Source organism: Nonomuraea fastidiosa, from assembly GCF_042751225.1.
Lineage (GTDB): Bacteria > Actinomycetota > Actinomycetes > Streptosporangiales > Streptosporangiaceae > Nonomuraea > Nonomuraea fastidiosa.
The window spans coordinates 1,351,016-1,369,344 of sequence record NZ_CP170570.1 but is presented as its reverse complement, the minus strand read 5'-3'; the positions used below and the strand labels follow the sequence as shown (position 1 = coordinate 1,369,344).

The 18,329-nt window shown below is 71.0% G+C and carries 14 protein-coding genes; 9 read left to right on the top strand and 5 right to left on the bottom strand.

All coding sequences use genetic code 11. The features are described 5' to 3' along the window. The first annotated feature begins 127 nt into the window (after positions 1-127). A complete protein-coding gene (locus ACFMQL_RS06110) occupies positions 128-1,177 on the top strand; it encodes a spore photoproduct lyase family protein (RefSeq protein ID WP_378784881.1) in 1,050 nt (349 codons plus the stop codon). Between the two features lie 118 nt (positions 1,178-1,295). On the opposite strand, the gene ACFMQL_RS06105 is transcribed toward ACFMQL_RS06110, so the two are convergent. The 3 genes from ACFMQL_RS06105 to ACFMQL_RS06095 all read right to left on the bottom strand — a co-directional run bounded on the left by ACFMQL_RS06105 (position 1,296) and on the right by ACFMQL_RS06095 (position 6,306). After that, complete coding sequence (locus ACFMQL_RS06105; RefSeq protein ID WP_364058315.1) at positions 1,296-2,075, bottom strand: hypothetical protein; 780 nt, start codon at positions 2,073-2,075, stop codon at positions 1,296-1,298. Between the two features lie 1,129 nt (positions 2,076-3,204). Continuing rightward, positions 3,205-5,601: a Tex family protein gene (locus tag ACFMQL_RS06100; RefSeq protein ID WP_364058312.1), complete on the bottom strand. Its 2,397-nt coding sequence runs from the start codon at positions 5,599-5,601 to the stop codon at positions 3,205-3,207. A gap of 270 nt (positions 5,602-5,871) precedes the next feature. Then, positions 5,872-6,306 carry an RpiB/LacA/LacB family sugar-phosphate isomerase gene (locus tag ACFMQL_RS06095; RefSeq protein ID WP_364058306.1) on the bottom strand — a complete coding sequence of 145 codons (435 nt, stop codon included), beginning with the start codon at positions 6,304-6,306 and terminating at the stop codon, positions 5,872-5,874. Positions 6,307-6,427: 121 nt separating this feature from the next. Between ACFMQL_RS06095 and ACFMQL_RS06090 the strand changes: the two genes are divergently transcribed. The 7 genes from ACFMQL_RS06090 to ACFMQL_RS06060 all read left to right on the top strand — a co-directional run bounded on the left by ACFMQL_RS06090 (position 6,428) and on the right by ACFMQL_RS06060 (position 14,076). Then, a complete protein-coding gene (locus ACFMQL_RS06090; protein WP_378784879.1) occupies positions 6,428-7,498 on the top strand; it encodes a DUF917 domain-containing protein in 1,071 nt (356 codons plus the stop codon). Then, the gene (locus ACFMQL_RS06085) at positions 7,491-9,029 is read left to right on the top strand and encodes a hydantoinase/oxoprolinase N-terminal domain-containing protein (protein ID WP_378784878.1); all 1,539 of its coding nucleotides are present in this window, start codon (positions 7,491-7,493) and stop codon (positions 9,027-9,029) included. Before ACFMQL_RS06090 ends, ACFMQL_RS06085 begins: the two co-directional genes overlap by 8 nt. 85 nt (positions 9,030-9,114) lie before the next feature. After that, complete coding sequence (locus tag ACFMQL_RS06080; protein WP_378784877.1) at positions 9,115-10,650, top strand: ABC transporter substrate-binding protein; 1,536 nt, start codon at positions 9,115-9,117, stop codon at positions 10,648-10,650. A 3-nt stretch (positions 10,651-10,653) separates the two neighbouring features. Continuing rightward, complete coding sequence (locus tag ACFMQL_RS06075) at positions 10,654-11,670, top strand: ABC transporter permease (RefSeq protein ID WP_364058294.1); 1,017 nt, start codon at positions 10,654-10,656, stop codon at positions 11,668-11,670. Then, positions 11,667-12,539: an ABC transporter permease gene (locus ACFMQL_RS06070; RefSeq protein ID WP_364058291.1), complete on the top strand. Its 873-nt coding sequence runs from the start codon at positions 11,667-11,669 to the stop codon at positions 12,537-12,539. The genes ACFMQL_RS06075 and ACFMQL_RS06070 overlap by 4 nt, the downstream gene beginning before the upstream one ends. After that, positions 12,536-13,273 carry an ABC transporter ATP-binding protein gene (locus ACFMQL_RS06065; RefSeq protein WP_364058288.1) on the top strand — a complete coding sequence of 246 codons (738 nt, stop codon included), beginning with the start codon at positions 12,536-12,538 and terminating at the stop codon, positions 13,271-13,273. The genes ACFMQL_RS06070 and ACFMQL_RS06065 overlap by 4 nt, the downstream gene beginning before the upstream one ends. Then, complete coding sequence (locus ACFMQL_RS06060) at positions 13,270-14,076, top strand: ABC transporter ATP-binding protein (protein WP_378784875.1); 807 nt, start codon at positions 13,270-13,272, stop codon at positions 14,074-14,076. Before ACFMQL_RS06065 ends, ACFMQL_RS06060 begins: the two co-directional genes overlap by 4 nt. A gap of 115 nt (positions 14,077-14,191) precedes the next feature. Here ACFMQL_RS06060 and ACFMQL_RS06055 read toward each other — a convergent pair whose 3' ends face one another. Then, positions 14,192-16,402, bottom strand: coding sequence for a nitrate- and nitrite sensing domain-containing protein (locus ACFMQL_RS06055; protein ID WP_378784874.1), 2,211 nt, complete (start codon positions 16,400-16,402; stop codon positions 14,192-14,194). Positions 16,403-16,600: 198 nt separating this feature from the next. Here ACFMQL_RS06055 and ACFMQL_RS06050 point away from each other — a divergent pair, with 198 nt between their 5' ends. Next, entirely contained in the window at positions 16,601-18,160 is a 1,560-nt protein-coding gene (locus ACFMQL_RS06050) for an ABC transporter substrate-binding protein (RefSeq protein ID WP_378784872.1), read from the top strand. On the opposite strand, the gene ACFMQL_RS06045 is transcribed toward ACFMQL_RS06050, so the two are convergent. After that, positions 18,136-18,327, bottom strand: coding sequence for a hypothetical protein (locus ACFMQL_RS06045; protein WP_364059596.1), 192 nt, complete (start codon positions 18,325-18,327; stop codon positions 18,136-18,138). The two genes, ACFMQL_RS06050 and ACFMQL_RS06045, sit on opposite strands and share 25 nt — an antisense overlap. Positions 18,328-18,329 lie beyond the last annotated feature (2 nt).

The following is an 18,329-nucleotide window of genomic DNA, read 5'->3' as shown; positions in this document are numbered from 1 at the left end:
CCGTGTGGCCGCCGCCCGCTCTCACATCCCTGCCGTGACCTGGCAGAACACCTGAGAGCCACGTGCCCGTCCATCGGGGACCGGCCGGTAGCCTGGACGTGATATGGCAATCACGATCAGTAACTCTTTGCTGGATATCCGGCGCATTTACCTCGAACCGGCCGCAGCCGAGCTACCGCGCGGGCAGGAGATCCTCGCCCGCTTCCCCGGAGCCGAACTGATCGAGGTCGAAAGCCATCACCGCATCCCCGAGCTGTACGGCGACGAGACCAACGTCAGCCGCTGGGTCCGCATCAAGACCGAGTCGCTCGTGCTCGGCATCAAGAAATCGCTCACCGCCCGGCCCAACGGCCGCTCGTCCGACTTCATCGCGCCGTCCACCGCCAACGGCTGCGCGATGGCCTGCGCCTACTGCTACGTGCCGCGCCGCAAGGGCTACAGCAACCCCATCACCGTCTTCGCCAACATCGACAAGATCCTCGGCTACCTCGAACGCCACGCCGGGCGGCAGGGCGTCAAACCCGAGCCCGACCAGGTCGATCCGCGCGACTGGGTCTACGACATCGGCGAGAACTCCGACTGCTCGGTCGACGCCACGATCTCCGAGAACGTACGCGACCTGGTGGATCTGTTCGGCCGCCTCCCCAACGCCAAGGCCAGCTTCGCCACCAAGTACGTCAACCGCGACCTGCTCGATTGGGACCCGCGCGGCGGTACCAGGATCCGCTTCAGCCTCATGCCGATGGCCGACTCCAAGCTGCTCGACATCCGCACCTCGCCGGTCGCCGCCAGAATGGAGGCCATCAACGACTTCGTGGCCGCCGGTTACGAGGTGCACGTCAACTTCAGCCCCGTCGTCGTACGCGACGGATGGCTCGACGACTGGGCCGAACTGCTCGCCCAGCTCGACGACGCCCTCAGCCCCGAGGCCCGCGCGCAGCTCGCCGCCGAGGTGATCTTCCTGACCCACAACGACCGGCTGCACGAGGTCAACCTCGGCTGGCACCCCAAGGCGGAAGAGGTGCTGTGGCGGCCGGAGCTGCAGCAGGCCAAGCGGTCGCAGACCGGCGGCTGGAACGTCCGCTACCGCACCGGCCACAAGGGCCGCTACGTCGCCGCACTCACCGACCTCATCGGCACCCGCCTGCCGTACTGCCGCATCCGCTACGCCTTCTAGGACCGCCTCGCTCACCCGCCGTACGGCGGACAGACCGCTTGAACGGCACCGACGAAGCGGATGGCGCGGCCCGGATGAACAGCCCGAAGTGGCGGATCCGGGAGCGGTGGGTGGCCGATCAGCGGTCCTTGGCGGCCATCGACAGGCGCTTGTTGAGCGAGGCCAGCGAGTCGTCCGCCATAAGGCCGGGCAGGCGCGGCGCATCGCGGTCGATCTGCCGCAACACGTCAGGATGGCCGCCCTGACGCATCGTCCAGGCCCGCACCACCTCGGGCATCGCCTCGATCGCCGCCTCCGACAGGATGGCCTCCCGTGGCAGCCACTGCGTCAGGAACTGCGACACCCGCGCCGGGCTCCACCACAGCGTCCGCTCGCCCACGAACTCCATCAGCACGTCGAACGCCTCGCGCACCCCAGGCCCCGACACGTCCAGCCCCTCAAGCCGAGCCTCAGCGGATGGCTCCTGTTGCGAGCCCGCCGGACCGGTGTCGTGAGAGGTCCGGGCCAGTACGGTACGAGCCCGGGTGATCGCGAACGGCCGAACCCCCGGCAAGGTGTCGGCGACCCGAGCCCCCATAACGCGGTCGGTCAGCTCGAACGCGTCAAGGACACGCTTCGCCACGCTCTCGGGAGGCGTCGGCCGCAGATCCAGCTCGTCGAGGAACTTCGCCTCCTCCACCAGCGCGTCCACCGCCAGGCCGCCGCTCGGCTGGTCGATGCCGACGACGAGGATGTGCGGCTCCTTGCCGTTCTCGTACCGGAACGACAGCACCGCCAGGACCTGCTCGCCGTAGGGGTCGGCCTTGCCGTACCAGCCGCCGTCGCAGCGTACCCGCCCCATCCGCCGCACCCACCCGGCCAGGCTGTCCAGCACGCCGTCCCCGGCTGCTGCGTACACGCTCCCCGCAGCCCGGGCGCCCTCGGCTCCTCCGTCCGCCTCCGCCGGCCGCTCGTCCGCACTCCCCGGCGTAGCCTCGTCGTGCCCGCCGCCTGCCGCGCCCGTGCCCTCGGCCGTCTCACCCGGAGCGGCCGGACCTTCGGTTGCGCCTTCGGAAGGGGGCGAGTCCCCGGATGCGCCGCCTGACAGGGACGCGGCTCCGCCCTCGTCACCGACGACCGAGCCAGGAGCGGAATGCTCACCCGGACCAGAGGCGGAATCTGCACCCGGGGCAAGGGCGGAATCTTCACCCGGCGCAGGGGCGGGTGTCTCACCGGCGGCAGGGGCGGGTGTTTCACCGGGGGCAGGGAGGGGTGTCTCACCGGGGGCAGGGGCGGGCGTCACACCGGGCGCAGTAGCGGGGCGGTTGACCGCGGCGAGGGCGGCCAAAGCGAGCCGGGCCTCCATCCCGCCGTCCTCAGTGGCCCGCCGCAGGAACTCCTCCACCTGGCCCGAGCCCTCGAGCTCGGCCGTGAGCCTGGCCGCCCAGAGCTCGGTCCGCAGCGGTGAACGCCACCTGAGCAGGTCGCGAGCCTGGGTGATCGCCGTGTCGAACGCAGAGGTGCTCACCCTTGCACCGTATCGCCCCAGCCCCGGCCCCCTGCCCCACCGGCTCCTGGACGTGAGGGACGGTGCCGGAGCCTCGCACGGCTCTGCCGGGCCGCAGTGTCATGTGGGGGCAAGGCCAATCCCGCGTCAGCGGCACCGGGGAGGGGGAGGAGCCTTCAAGGCCATCGGCTCTTCGCAGGCGTGGGCCGTGCTGGTTCCCCGGCCAGGTGGTGGTGTGGGTCGGTGGTGGAGGTCCCGTGTCGGCGCGGCCCTCGGCTGGTGCGGTTTTTCGTGGGGTTGGTGGTGTGTGGTTTCGGGCTGGTGGTGGTGTGGGTCGGTGGTGGAGGTCCCGTGTCGGCGCGGCCCTCGGCTGGTGCGGTTTTTCGTGGGGTTGGTGGTGTGTGGTTTCGGGCTGGTGGTGGTGTGGGTCGGTGGTGGAGGTCCCGTGTCGGCGCGGCCCTCGGCTGGTGCGGTTTTTGCGTGGGGTTGGTCGTGTGCGGTTCCGGCCCGTCGGGGGCGGGCCGGAACCGGGGACCGGTTTTCAGCGGAGGTCGCCGCCGAGGCCGGCCTTTCTGAGGGCCTCGGCCATGGCGCCCGTCGGGGCGGGGCGGTCCTGGCGGCGGCCTCCGCCGCGGCCACCCTCGCGGCCGCGCTGGCCGCCTCCGCCGCGCCCGTCTCGGCCGCCGTCACCACGGCCGCCGCGCCCGCCATCCCGGGCCCCGTCACGGCCTCCGTCGGCGCGGCCCGCCCCACGGCCCGCGCCGCGGCGGGAGCCCTCGGCGCCCTGCTCCGTCGTGATGTCGTCGTCCAGGCGCAGCGTCAGCGAGATCCGCTTGCGCGGGATGTCGACGCCGAGGACCTTGACGCGGACGATGTCGCCGGGCTTGACCACGTCACGCGGGTCGGAGACGAACGTGCGCGACATGGCCGACACGTGGACGAGGCCGTCCTGGTGGACGCCGATGTCGACGAACGCCCCGAACGCCGCCACGTTGGTGACCACGCCCTCCAAGATCATGCCGGGCGACAGGTCGGACAGCTTTTCGACGCCCTCCTTGAAGGTGGCGGTCTTGAACGCGGGCCGCGGGTCACGGCCGGGCTTTTCCAGCTCGCGCAGGATGTCGGTGACGGTCGGCAGGCCGAAGGTGTCGTCGGTGAAGTCGCGCGGGTCGAGGGAGCGCAGCACCGCCGTGTTGCCGATCAAGGACTTCAGGTCGGTCTTGGCGGTGGTCAGGATGCGGCGCACGACCGGGTAGGACTCGGGGTGCACGGCGGAGACGTCGAGCGGGTCGTCGCCGCCCCTGATGCGCAGGAAGCCCGCGCACTGCTCGAACGCCTTGGGGCCCAGCCTGGGCACGTTTTTGAGCGCGGCGCGCGTGCGGAACGGGCCGTTGGCGTCGCGGTGGCGGACGATGCTCTCGGCCAGCGTGGCGCCGATGCCGGACACGCGGGTGAGCAGCGGGGCCGAGGCGGTGTTGACGTCGACGCCGACCGCGTTGACGCAGTCTTCGACGACGGCGTCGAGCGTGCGCGACAGCTTGGACTCGGCGAGGTCGTGCTGGTATTGGCCGACGCCGATGGACTTGGGGTCGATCTTGACCAGCTCGGCCAGCGGGTCCTGCAGCCGCCGGGCGATGGAGACGGCGCCGCGCAGCGACACGTCGAGGTCGGGCAGCTCCTGCGAGGCGTAGGGGGAGGCGGAGTAGACGGACGCCCCGGCCTCGGAGACGACGACCTTGGTGAGCGACGGCATGTGCTTGACCAGCTCGCCGGCGAGCTTGTCGGTCTCGCGGGAGGCGGTGCCGTTGCCGATGGCGATCAGCTCGACCTTGTGGCGCTGGGCCAGCGCGCCGAGCACGGCGAGCGACTCGTCCCACTGCCGCTTGGGCTCGTGGGGGTAGATGGTGGCGGTGTCGACGACCTTGCCGGTGCCGTCGACGACGGCGACCTTGACGCCTGTGCGCAGACCCGGGTCGAGGCCCATGGTCGGCCGCGCGCCCGCCGGTGCGGCGAGCAGCAGGTCGCGCAGGTTGGCGGCGAAGACCCGCACCGCCTCGTCCTCCGCCGCCTGCCACAGCCGCATGCGCAGGTCGATGCCGAGGTGGACGAGGATGCGGGTGCGCCAGGCCCAGCGCACGGTCTCATTCAGCCACTTGTCGGCCGGCCTGCCCTGGTCGGAGATGCCGAACCGGGCGGCGATGCGCATCTCGTAGTCGGGGCTGTCGTCGGGCTCGAGCGTGACGGAGAGGATCTCCTCCTTCTCGCCCCTGAACAGGGCGAGGATGCGGTGGGAGGGCAGCTTGGTGAACGGCTCGCCGAAGTCGAAATAGTCGGCGAACTTGGCCCCCGCCTCCTCCTTGCCCTCGCGCACCTTCGACACCAGCCGGCCGCGCTGCCAGAGCTGCTCGCGCAGGCCGCCGATGAGGTCGGCGTCTTCGGCGAAGCGCTCGATGAGGATGGCCCGCGCGCCTTCGAGTGCCGCCGAGGCGTCGGCGACGCCCTCGGTGACGAAACTCTCGGCGGTGGCGACCGGGTCGAGCGTGGGGTCGGCGAGCAGTTGGTCGGCCAGCGGCTCCAGGCCCAGCTCGCGGGCGATCTGCGCCTTGGTGCGCCGCTTGGGCTTGTAGGGCAGGTAGATGTCCTCGAGCCTGGCCTTGGTCTCCGCGGCCATGATCTGGGCGCGCAGCTCGTCGTCGAGCTTGCCCTGGGACTCGATGGACTCCAGGATCGCCGTCCTGCGTTCCTCCAGCTCCCGCAGGTAGCGCAGCCGCTCTTCCAGCGTGCGCAGCTGAGCGTCGTCGAGAGCGCCGGTGGCCTCTTTGCGGTATCGCGCGATGAACGGCACGGTCGCACCGCCGTCGAGCAACTCGACGGCCGCCTGCACCTGGCCTTCGCGCACGCCGAGCTCGGCGGCGATCCGCTGGTGAATAGAGAGCACTTGCCTGCCTTTCGATGGTCCCGCCGGTCAATTGTGCAGGACGACGCCGTCCTTCATGACCAGAGTGCGCGCAGGGTGAACGACGACCGCCTCCGCCGCGCCGCCGCACGGCACCACGACCAGGCCGGCCTTCTCCGGTGGTCGTCCGGCGGGGGTGCCGGGGGAGCCCGCCGCGGTGCAGGACGAGGGTCATGCCCAGCACCCTAAAGGCCGGGACCGACGATTTCCCGGCGTCCGCCGGGGTCGCGAGGTCCGGTGCTCAGCGGCGGGTCAGATCTCGTTCACGTGGTCGATGTTGGCGCGGTCGGCCGGGTCGTCGCTCGGCCGCCCCTCGAACCAGGCGTCCAGGATCTCGTCCAGCACCACCTCCGAGGTCAGCCGCAGGCTCAGCGCGAGCACGTTGGCGTCGTTCCACTTGCGCGCCCCGTCGGCGGTGTACGCGTCCACGCACAGCGCGGCGCGCACCCCGGGCACCTTGTTGGCCGCGATCGACGCGCCCGTGCCCGTCCAGCAGCACACCACGCCCTGCTCGGCGCGGCCCTCCGCGACGTCGCGGGCGGTCAGCTCGCAGGCCCACGCCCAGTCGTCGCGCTCGCCGTCGTTGAGCGCCCCGTGGGTGACGACGTCGTGCCCGCGCTTGCGCAGCTCCGTCACGACCCGTTCGGCCACGCCGTCCTTGCTGTCGGCGGCCACCGATATCCGCATGCGACCTCCTCTCCTCGCCTCCCACACTTACCAACGGAAACGGTCCCGAGTGAACGTTTTCACCCGCGCGAAACGCGCTGGACTGGCGAAATATGCGCCCATGTGGTTGGTTGAGTCGCCAATGAGGATTGATGCGAATGACATCCAGGCGCTCGCCCGTGGCTGTGCCGTGCTCGGCACCGGCGGCGGGGGAGACGTCCGTACGGGATCGCTGGCGGCGGTGAGGGCCATCCGCGAGTACGGGCCGGTCCCGCTGGTGAAACTGGGCGACCTGCCCGACGACGCCCTCGTGGTGCCGCTGTCCGGCATCGGCGCCCCGACCGTGAGCCACGAGATGATCCACGGCGAGGACGAGCCGAAGCGCATCGCCGAGGAGGTGGAGCGGATCTTCGGCCGCCCGCCGAGCGCGATCATGTCGTCGGAGATCGGCGGCGCGAACGGCGTCGCGCCGGTCGCCTGGGCCGCGCAGCTCGGCGTGCCGCTGCTCGACGCCGACGGCATGGGACGGGCCTTCCCCGAGGTCCAGATGGTCTCGATGTACGTGGCCGGGCTTCCCGCCGATCTGGTGATCATGTCGGACGTCGCGGGCAACGTCGTCACCATCCGCCCGCTCGACGGCCTGTGGTCGGAGCGCATCGCGCGCGCCGTCTGCGTGGCCGTGGGCTCGCACGCGCTGATGGCCGACTACGTGCTGACCGCCGCCACGGCCAGGGGCGCGGTCATCGAGGGCTCGGTGACCAGGGCCTTGGAGGTCGGCAGGGCCACGCAGGGCGCCGCCGACCCGCTGGAGGCGCTGCGCGAGAGCCTGGGCGCGGTCCGGCTGATCACCGGCAAGCTGACCGACGTGGAGCGGCGCACGACGGGCGGGTTCGTACGCGGCACCGCCACGATCGAGGGCACCGGCGACGACCGCGGCCGCCGCCTGAGCGTGGAGCTGCAGAACGAGAACCTGGTCGCGATCGAGGAGGGCCGGGTGCGCGCCATGGTGCCTGACCTCATCACGGTCGTGGACACCGAGACGGCCGCCGCGATCCAGACCGAGGCCCTCAGGTACGGCCAGCGCGTGACCGTGCTCGCCTGGCCCTGCGATCCCCTCTGGCGTACGGGCAAGGGCCTGGAGACGGCGGGACCGCGCGCCTTCGGATACGACCTGGACTACGTCCCCGTGGAGGAGCTGATGGCGCGTGGCTGACCTGCGCATCGGGATCGACGTCGGCGGCACCAACACCGACGCCGTGGTGCTTGACGCGGGCGGCCGGGTGATCGCCAAGGCCAAGCGGCCGACCACGCCGGAGGTGACCGGCGGCCTGCGCGCCGCGCTGGACGCCGTGCTCGCCCAGGTCGAGGACCGTTCCCAGGTGACCCGCGTCATGCTGGGCACCACGCACGCCACGAACGCGATCCTGGAGCGGCGCGGGCTCGGCAGGGTCGCGGTGCTGCGGCTGGGCGCGCCGGCCACCACGGCGGTGCCGCCGCTGTCCGACTGGCCGGACGACCTGCGCACAACCGTCTCGGCCGGCGAGGCGATCGTGCCCGGCGGCCATTACGTGGACGGCCGCGAGATCGGCCCACTCGACCTGGACGCGGTGCGCCGCTTCCTGGACGGTGCGGAGGCCGACGCCGTGGCGGTCACCGGCGTCTTCAGCCCCGCCGACGACGGGCACGAGCGGCGGGTGGCGGAGCTGGTCGCCGCCGAGTACGGCCTGCCGGTGTCGGTCAGCCACGAGATCGGCTCGCTCGGCCTGCTCGAACGCGAGAACGCGACCGTGCTGAACGCCGCGCTGTACGGCGTCGCCGCCCACGTCACCGACGCCCTGACCACGGCTCTCGCCGAGCGCGGGCTGAGCGCACGGCCCTACCTGGCGCAGAACGACGGCACGCTGATGACCCTGGAGCACGCCGCCCGCCTGCCGGTCTCCACGATCGGCTCGGGCCCGGCGAACTCGCTGCGCGGTGCGGCGTACCTGTCGGGGGTGCAGGACGCGATCGTGGTGGACGTCGGCGGCACCTCGACCGACCTGGGCGTGCTGGCCGGCGGGTTCCCGAGGGAGTCGGCGGCGGCCACGGAGATCGGCGGCGTGCTCACCAACTTCCGCATGCCGGACATCCTGGCCATCGCGCTCGGCGGCGGCACCGTGGTGCGCCCCGGCGGCGTCGGCCCCGGCTCGGTCGGCTACCGGATCGCCACGGAGGCGCTGGTGTTCGGCGGGACGACCGCGACGATGACGGACGCCGCCGTCGCGGCCGGCCGGGTGCCTCCAGGCGGCGAGGACTGGCCGCAGCGCCTGCCAAGCGCTCACGAGAGCACGATGCTCCGCGACGCGGTCACGAGAGCGGACGAGATGGTCGCCGACGCCGTGGACAGGATGACGCTCGGCCGTACCGACCGCCCCCTGGTCGCGGTGGGCGGCGGGGCGTTCCTGCTGCCTCAGGAGGTTCCCGGGGCGAGCCGGGTGATCAGGCCCGAGCACGCCGAGGTGGCCAACGCGGTGGGGGCGGCCATCGCGCTCGCGAGCGGCAGAGTCGATACGATCTTGCCTGCGGGAGAAAGCCGGGCACAGGCCATCGAAAGCGCTAAAGAGGAAGCGCAGGCGCGGGCCGTGGCGGCAGGGGCCGACCCCTCCACGGTGGAGATCGTGGACCTCCTGGAGGTGCCGCTGAGCTATCTCTCCGAGCCCGCCGTGCGGGTGCACGTCAAAGCAGCCGGACCCCTCGCCCGGTGACATAGCGAAAGGATCCCCCCATGCGCTGGCACAAGCGACTGTTCGTCGCCGGGGTGGCCGGTGTCCTGGCTCTGACCGCGTCGGCGTGCGCGGGCGGCCAGGTGCGCGGCGCCGGCGGCACGCCCCAGCCCCGCGCGAGCACCGGCGCCCGGCCGGCGGGCAGGTCAACGACAGCACGTTCGTCTACGCCCCCAACCACGACGTGGTCACCGACTGGGACCCGGCGACCTCGTACTCCAACGAGATCATCGCGCTGTCCAACATCTACGAGGGCCTGACCAGGTACGACTCGAAGACCAAGCAGGCAAGGCCGCTGCTCGCCACCTCATGGGAGTCGTCGGACGGCGGCAAGAAGTGGACGTTCACGCTGCGGCAGGGCGTCAAGTTCCACTCGGGCGCCACGATGGACTCCGAGGCCGTCAAGAAGGCCGTCCAGCGCAACATCGACAAAAAGGGCGGCGCGGCCTACATCTGGGACCCGGTCAAGAAGATCGAGACGCCCGACCCGAACACCGTCGAGTTCACCCTCAAGTACCCCGCCCCGCTCGACCTCGTCGCCGCCTCCGGCTACGCCGCCTGGATCTACGACGTGGACGCGGTGGACACCGACGGCAAGAAGACCGCCGGCACCGGCCCGTACACGGTCGACTCCTGGCAGAAGGGCAAGGAGAACGAGCTCACGCTCAAGGCGTTCGAGGACTACTGGGGCGGCTGGAAGCCCGAGCAGTACAAGAAGGTGACCTTCCGCGTCACGCCCGAGGTCACCACCGCCTGGCAGCTGCTGCAGCGCGGCGAGGTGAACTTCGTCGACCGGCTCAACCCGCAGCTGTTCGACCAGGCGCGCGAGACGCGGGGCGTGCAGGTGTCGGAGGCCCAGTCGTTCCAGAACCTGCTGGTGCTGTTCAACACCGCGGAGGGCCCGCTGAAGGACGTCAGGATCCGCCAGGCGCTGCAGCTCGCCATCGACTACGACGGCCTCGTGGCGGCGCTGGAGGGCTCCGGGCACCGGGCGAGCGGCCTGGTGCCGCCCGGCCTGCTCGGCCACGCCGAGAACATGCAGCCCAAGCAGGACCTCGCCAAGGCGCAGCAGCTGCTGACGGAGGCCGGGTACGGCCCCGACAACCCCGAGCTCAAGCTCACCCTGACCTACGGCATCGGCGACGACGACCAGAAGCTGCTGGTCACGCTGCTCAGCTCGGCGCTGAAGAACCTCAACGTGACGCTCCAGGCCAAGCCCATGAACTGGAGCGCGCAGTGGGACCTCGGCAAGAAGCGCGGCCAGGACATCTTCGTCATGTACTGGTATCCGGACTATCCGGACGCCTACTCGTGGTTCCTCAACGTGTTCAGGAGCAACGACAAGCCGCAGTTCAACCTGTCGTACCTGAAGAACGACGAGATCGACGGGCTCATCGACAAGCTGCCCGAGCTGACCGCCACCGACAAGTCGGCCGCCATGGACACCTACGAGGAGCTGCAGCGGAGGATCATCCAGGAGGAGGCGGCGGTGGCCGTGCCGTACGTGCAGACGTACCAGCGGGCGCTCACCTCCGACGTGCAGGGATACGTCGACAATCCCGCCTATCCGAACGTGGTCTTCTTCTACGACCTCAAGCGCTAGGCCATGCTCCGCTACCTGACCCGCCGGCTCGGCCAGGCACTCCTGGTCGTGGCCGGCGTGGTCGTGCTCACGTTCGCCGTGATGCGGATGGTGCCCGGCGATCCCGCGGTCGCGTTCGCCGGGCCGAAGGCGACGCCCGAGCAGCTCGCGGAGGCCCGTGAGCGGTTCGGGCTCGACGACCCGCTGCCGGTGCAGCTGCTGAACTACGCGCGTGACCTGCTGAGCGGCGACTGGGGGACCAGCCTGCGCACCAGGCAGCCGGTGCTCGACGACCTCTATCTCGCCTTCCCCGCCTCGCTTGAGCTGGTGGGCGCGGCGCTGCTGCTGGCCGTCGCGGCCGGCATCCCGCTCGGCGTGCTCGCCGCCCGCTACAAGCGCAAGCCGCCGGACGTCGGGGTACGCCTGGGCAGCATGCTGGCGGTCTCCGTCCCGGTCTTCTGGCTGGCGCTGGCCCTGCAGACGGTCTTCGGCAGCCACCTCGGCTGGTTCCCCGTCGCCGGCGAGTACGACACCTCGCTCGACACCACGAGCCCGCTCACGCTCTGGACGAACATCACGGCCGTGGACGCCCTCATCACCGGCAACTGGCCGATGCTCACCAGCACGCTCCATCACCTCGTGCTGCCCGCGCTGGTCGTGGCCGCCTACCCGGCGGGCGTCATCGCCCAGATGACCAGGGCCGCGCTCATCGAGGAGTCGGGGCAGGACCACGCCAGGCTGGAGCGGGCGCTCGGGTTCGGCGAGACGTCCATACTGACCAAGTTCGCCCTGCGGCCGGCGCTCAACCCGGTGCTGTCGCTGATCGCGCTCGTCTTCGCGTACGCGATCGTCAACGGCTTCCTCGTCGAGGCCGTCTTCAACTGGCCGGGTCTGGGCCGCTACGCCGCCGAGTCGATCAGGTCGCTGGACACCCCGGCCATCGCGGGCGTCACCCTCCTCGTCGCCCTGGTCTACGTCCTGGCCAACCTGGTCGTGGACATCCTGCAGGGCTTCGTCGACCCCAGAACGAGGACCCGATGAGCACCACGGAACCGGAGCGCGTCCAGGACACGCAGCCGCTGCGTCGCACGCTGCCGCGCATCCCCGACCGCTTCGCCGCGTTCGGCGCCGTGCTCATCGTGCTCATCGTGCTGGCCGCGGTGCTCGCGCCGTGGCTGGCGCCGTACCCGGTGGACGAGACGCGCCCGACGGAGAGCCTGCTCGAGCCGAGCGCCGCGCACTGGTTCGGCACCGACCAGGTCGGCCGCGACGTGCTCACCAGGATCCTGTACGGCGGCCGCACCTCGCTGTTCATCGCCGTGGCGGTGCTGGCCGTCTCGGCGGCGGTCGGCGTCACGCTCGGCGTGGTCGCCGGCTACGCGGGCGGCTGGATCAGGGACGTGATCATGCGGATCACGGACGTGTTCCTCGCCTTTCCCGCGCTGCTGCTCTCGCTCGCGCTGGCGGTGGTGCTCCAGCCCAGCGTGAACACCGTCATCCTGGCCATCGCGGCGACCTGGTGGCCGTGGTACACGCGCCTGTCGGCGTCCGTGGCCGCGTCGATCGCGACCAGGCCGTACGTGGACGCCGCCCGCTGCCTCGGCGTGCCCGCCCCGCTGATCGTGCTGCGCCACGTGCTGCCCAACTCGCTCACCCCGGTCCTGGTGCAGATCTCGCTGGACGCGGGCGGGGTGATCCTGACCTCGGCGGCGCTGTCGTACCTGGGGCTCGGCGCGCAGGAGCCGACCGCGGAGTGGGGACTGATGGTGCAGCAGGGCCAGGCGCTGTTCACCACCGACTGGTGGGTCGTCACCTTCCCCGGCCTGGCCATCCTGGTGACGGCGTTCGCGTTCAACGTGCTGGGCGAGGGGCTGCGCAACGCGCTCGACCCGCGGAGGGCGGTCAGGTGATCGAGGTACGCGACCTGCGGGTGAGCTACGGCGGGCGGCCGGTGGCCGCGGTGCCCGAGCTGGACGTCGCCGCCGGCGAGTGCGTGGCGATCGTGGGGGAGAGCGGGTCGGGCAAGACCACGACGCTGCTCACGCTGCTCGGCCTCACCGAGCACGCCGAGGTCTCGGGCACGGTCAGAGTGTGCGGCGTGGACGTCCTGACGGCATCTCCGCGCGAGCTGCGCGCACTGCGGGGCGCCAGGGCGGCCCTGGTCATGCAGTCGCCCCAGGCCGCGCTCAGCCCCGCCACCAGGCTCGGCACGCTGATGCGCCGCGCGCTGCGGCTGCACGGCCGCGACGACTCCGAGCAGGCCATGGCGCGGGCCGTCGAGGAGGTGCTGCTCGACCCCGCGATCCTGCGCCGCTACCCGCACGAGGTCTCCGGCGGCCAGGCGCAGCGCTTCGCCATCGCGCTGGCCATCGCCCTGGGGGCCGAGGTGATCCTGGCCGACGAGCCGACCAGCGCGCTCGACGTGACCGTGCAGGCCGAGGTGGTCGGCGTGCTGCGGCGGCTGCGCGAGGAGCGCGACCTCGCGCTGCTGCTGGTCTCCCACGACCTCGCGCTGGTCTCGACGATCGCCGACCGGGTGCTCGTCATGAAGGACGGCGCGGTGGTCGAGTCGGGGCCGGCCGCCCGGGTGCTGGCCGAGCCGTCCCATGCCTACACCCGCGAGCTGCTGGAGGCCCTCCCATGACAGGCGCTGCCGTGACAGGACCCGTGCTCAGAGCGGAGCGGGTGACGCTCGGGTACGCCCGCCGCCCGGTCGTCCACGACGTCAGCCTGGAGATCACCGAGGGCGGCGTGGGGCTGATCGGGGAGAGCGGGTCGGGCAAGACGACGCTGGCGCGCGCGTTCCTCGGCCTCCTCACCCCAATGTCCGGAAATATCTGGTACGGCGACCAAACGCTGAAAAAAGTGGACATGCGGACGTTCCGGAAGGACGTCCAGCCGGTCTTCCAGGCCGAGGCGCTCGACCCCCGCATGCGCATCGGCCGCTCGATCGCCGAAGCGCTCCCGCGCGCCGAGCGCCACCGCGTACCCGAGCTGCTCGAACAGGTCGGCCTCGCCCCCGAGCTGGCCGGCCGCCGCCCGCACCAGCTCTCCGGCGGCCAGCGCCAGCGCGTGGTGATCGCCCGCGCCCTGGCCGTCGGCCCCCGCCTGCTCATCCTCGACGAGCCCACCAGCGCGCTCGACGTCACCGTCCAGGCCAAGGTCCTCGACCTGCTGGCGTCCCTGGACACCGAGCGCCTGCTCATCACCCACAACCTGGCCGTGGTCGAGCGGCTCTGCAAGACCTCGCACGTGCTCTTCGCGGGCCGCGTGGTCGAATCGGGGCCCACCGCGGAGCTGCTGGCGAGCCCGGCACACCCGTACACCAGGGCGCTGCGCGACGCGGTGCCGAAGCTGGGGGAGAGCCCCCGCAGGCGAGGGGGCGTACGGAGGCGGTGCCGGCGGCGACGGGCTGCCCGTTCAGGCTGCGCTGCCCGATGGCGGTGAAGGAGTGCGAGCGGGCGCCCGAGCTGAGGGATCTGGGAGGCCGCCAGGTGGCCTGTCACCGGGCCGAGGACGTCCTGGCCGCCTGAAAAGCCCGGATAGGGGGTTCAGGCGGCCGTCACAGCGCTTTCAGGCCGCTGATCACCTCGAGCAGGACCTTGGCGTCCGGCGCGGGAGGCGGCAGCTCGACCTGCACGAGCTTCTGGGCGTGCAGGTCGCCGACGAGCACCCGGACGACGCCGATCGGCAGATTCAGCTCTGCGGCGACGTCGACGAGCCGGGTGGGGGTCGTGCACTTCTGCAGAATGATCAGATGTTCGGGGTCGAGGCCGCGCGGCGGCGTCAGGCCGCCGGCGGTGATGATGATGCCCATGAGGTCGATCGCCTCGCTCGCGGGCACCGTCCGGCCCCTGGTCAGGAGGTAGGCGGGGACGATCGGTCCCGCTTCCTCGTCCAGCCAGCGCTCTTCAGTCACTTCGCACCACCCGCATCGGGCGGGCCTGCTCTGCTCGGGAGCCTCGGCCTCTGGTTCGGCCACGTGCTCTTCCGGGATCAACACGATCGCGGTGGTCCCTCCATATGGTGAACCGCGCAACGTCACGCGGATGTCATGCCTGGCGGCCAGGCGGGAGACGACGAAGAGGCCGAGCCGGTCGCTGTCGGCCAGGTCGAACTCCGGTGGGCTGGCCAGCCGCTCGTTGTACTCGGCCAGCTCCTCTGGCTCCATCCCGAGCCCGCGGTCCTCCACCTCGAAGGCGAAGCCCCTGGCCGTCGCCTCGCCGCGCACCACGACCGAGGTGTGCGCGGGGGAGTAGACGGTGGCGTTCTCGATCAGTTCGGCGATGAGATGGATCATGTCCCCGACGACCGGCCCGGCCAGCCGGTGGCCGGACATCGGCTCGATGACCACGCGCTGGTAGTCCTCCACCTCGGCCGCCGCGCCGCGCGCCACGTCCAGCAGCGGCACGGGACGGCTCCAGCCGCGGCCCGGCGTGGCGCCCGACAGGATGATCAGGCCCTCGGCGTGCCGCCGCATGCGGGTGGTCAGGTGGTCCAGCTTGAACAGGTCGTCGAGCTGATCGGGGTCGGTGGCGCGGTGCTGCATGTCCGCGAGCTGGATGCGCTGGCGGTGCAGCAGCGTCTGGCTGCGCCGCGCGAGGTTGCGGAAGACGTGGCCGACGCCCTCGCTGAGCTGCGCCTGCCCGACCGCGGCCTCGACCGCTGTCTGCTGCACGGTGGAGAACGCCTGCCCCACGTCGTCGATCTCGACCGTGGTGCTGGCCACCGACAGCTCCGGCATCTCGACCTTCTCGCCCCTGCGCAGCTTCTCCACCACGTGCGGCAGCCGCTCCTGGGCCACCTCGAGCGCGGCCAGGCGCAGCGCGGCGAGCTCCCTCGACAGCCGGTTGCCCATCCGCAGCGAGAACACGATCGACACGATCACCAGCACCAGCGCGGTGCCCGCCAGCGCGAGCGCCCGCCACAGCACCTGGTCCGCGATGGGGTCGGCGCGCTTGTTGAGCGTCGTGCTGGCCCGCATCTGCGCCTCGTGGAACGCCCTGGCCAGCACCTCCGTGGTGCCGAGCCAGTTCCGCGCGGTGCCGCCCGCGATGATCTGGTCCTCCATCATCCGCATCCGCTGGTAGGCGGGCGAGGTGATGAGGGCGACCTGCGGGTCGCGCAGCTCCGGATCCAGCTCACCCAGGCTCTGGTCGAGCAGGAAACGCCGGTTGCCGGCGATCTGCGTGAACAGCCGCCGCTCGGCCGGCTCGACCGTGCCGAGCCCGATGGCCTGCTCCCTGGTCAGCAGCTCCTTGGCGTAGCCCATGTCGATGAGCACGCGCGACTGCTCGTAGATCGGGATGTCGTCGATCAGCGCGACCCGCCGGTGCAGACCGAACAGGGTGTCGATCATCGCGTTGTACGACTCCACGGTGTGCAGACGGTCGGACAGACCCGTGTCGATCTCTCCCCGGATCGCGTCGAGCCTGTCGATAGCCGTGTTCACCGCGTCCACCTGTCTGCGGATCTCTTCCGATCTGTCCTTGGAGTTGCTGGAGAGCTGCTTGAACGACTCCCGGGCGGCGTCCGTACGCGTCCGCTGCGTGGCCAGGGTGGTCTTGGTCGCGGCGTTCTTCAGGAGCTGGGCCGAGACGAGACGTTCACGCTGAATCTCGTTGATCAGTTTGTACGCGGGAAGGCGCAGGTTCGTCCAGACTGTCTTGTACTGACGCAGCTCCAAGCTCTCGGTAGCGGTGACGGCGGTGATGACCCCCCACAACACCACCATGGACGCCAGCGGCACCAACAGGAGGCCGATGATCTTCATGCGGATCGTTCGGCTACGACCCATCGCACCTCACTCCGGTCGGTCCCTTGCTGGCAACCCCGGACGGGACAAGCCCCGAGGATAGCAATACGATCACCGGAATGCCCAATTTTTCGGCACTTTCGGACACCGTGGCGCCTTCCAGGTTGATCTTGGAGTAGGTTCCTACGGTACGCCAGGCCACCAGAGGGAGATGCGTTGCGCCGTCGACTCGCAGCGGCCGTCGCACTGATGATGCTCGCGGCGTGTTCGCCGCCTCCTGAGCCGCAGCGGGCCCCATCGGGGGAGTCCCCGTTCGTCTATGTCAAGAACACCGACATCGTCACCGAGTGGGACCCGAGCCGCTCCTACAGCAACGAGATCATCGCCTTCCAGAACGTCTACGAGACGCTGACCTACTGGAACCCCGTCACCAAGAAGTCAGCGCCCCGCCTGGCGACCTCGTGGCGCTCGTCGGCCGACGGCCGCACCTGGACGTTCCAGCTGCGCTCCGGCGTCACCTTCCACACCGGCAGGACCATGGACGCCCAGGCGGTCAAGGCGTCGATCGAGCGCACGATGAAGGCCAGGACCGGCGCGAGCTACATCTGGGACGCCGTCTCCTCCATCCGGGTCGACGGGCCGCTCACCGTCACGTTCGCGCTGAAATATCCGGTGCCGCTCGACCTGGTCGCCTCCGCCGGCTACGCCGCCTACATCTACGACACCAAGGCGGCCCCCGACCTGACCAGGTGGTTCCAGCAGGGCAGGGACGCCGGGTCGGGGCCGTACACGGTCAGCCGGTGGAACAAGGGCAAGGAGGACGAGCTCACGCTCACCGCCTACGACGGCTACTGGGGCGGGTGGGAGCGGCCCCACTACAACACGATCAAGTTCCGCGTCGTGCCCGATCCCGAGCGGGCGTACCGGATGCTGCAGCGCGGCGAGGCGAGCTTCGTCGACCGGCTCGACTCCGAGCTGTTCCAGCGGGCTCAGGCCGCGCCCGGCCTGCGCACCTCCGACCGGCCCTCGTTCACCACGGCGCTCATGCTGTTCAACACCGCCCAGGGGCCGCTGAAGGACATCAGGGTGCGCAAGGCCGTGCAGAAGGCCGTCCCCTACCAGGGCCTGATCAAGGCCCTCGGCACCTCGGTCGCGCCGGCCAGCGGCGTCGTCCCTGAAGGGCTGCTCGGCCACGTGCCGAACCGGACGCCGAAGCAGGACCTGAAGACCGCCACCCGGCTGCTGCAGCAGGCCGGCGACGGTCCCGGCGGGCGGCCGCTGCGGCTGACGATGACCTACGCCGAGGGCGAGGCCGACTGGCAGGTGCTGGTCACGCGGCTGCGCAGGGCGCTGGCCCCGCTCAACATCACCCTCCGGGCGCGCAGCCTGCACTGGAACGCGCAGTGGGAGCTGGGCAAAAAACGCGGGCAGGACATCTTCGTCATGTACTGGTGGCCCGACTACGCCGACGGTTACTCCTACTTCGGGCAGGTCTTCCACAGCGCCGACCCGCCCGTGTTCAACCTGTCGTACCTCAACGACCAGCAGCTCGACGCGATGCTCGACACCGTGCCCGAGCTGACCGTGACCGACCGGCTCGCGGCGCAGCGCGTCTACGAGCGCGCCACGAACAGGGTGATCGAGCAACGGGCCGCCGCCGCCGTGCCGTGGGTGGTCAAGTCGCGCCGCGCCCTCGTCGGCGGCGTGCAGGGATACGACGAGAACCCCGCCTACCCCGACGTGGTCTTCGTCTACGACCTCAAGCCGTCGGCCTGAGCCTCCTGTGCCTCCTGCGTCTGGGCCTGCTCCACGCGTTCGCGCAGCCGCGCCCTGATCTCCTCCGGCGTGTACGCGCGGCGCCGCCGCTCGGCCCGCGCGATCACCGCCCCGGTGGCCGCGACCCCCATGATTCCGGCCAGACCCAGCCACTTCCACCAGCGCATGG